Here is a 245-nt window from a genome sequence, read left to right as displayed (position 1 = left end):
CCATATCGTCCTCGAAAATCGGCTTTCGCTCCGAGGTGAATCCTTGCGCTGAATAGAAAACCGTGCCTTCGACAAAACCACCGCACTCTCCGTCACCGGCGTGGGGTAAATACTAACACTTGAGAAAGCAGGGAGTTCACGGTCGTCGTCGAACATCTGACGGTGCAAAACGATGGCGGCCACCGCGGGTCCGGCTTCGTGATGCGCCACAAGCGGCAGATATTGGGAGGCTACATTCATGCGGT

Annotated in this window: 1 protein-coding gene; it reads right to left on the bottom strand. The window is 55.9% G+C overall.

What is annotated here, in order from left to right; genetic code table 11:
* Positions 1-245: hypothetical protein (locus EOB49_RS37185; RefSeq protein WP_206526231.1), on the bottom strand; the 245-nt coding region annotated here is incomplete at both ends.

Source organism: Mesorhizobium sp. M7A.F.Ca.MR.148.00.0.0, from assembly GCF_003997735.1.
In the GTDB taxonomy this organism is placed as follows: Bacteria; Pseudomonadota; Alphaproteobacteria; order Rhizobiales; family Rhizobiaceae; genus Mesorhizobium.
Note: the sequence above shows the minus strand (reverse complement) of the source record. Positions and strands in the feature narration are given on the sequence as shown.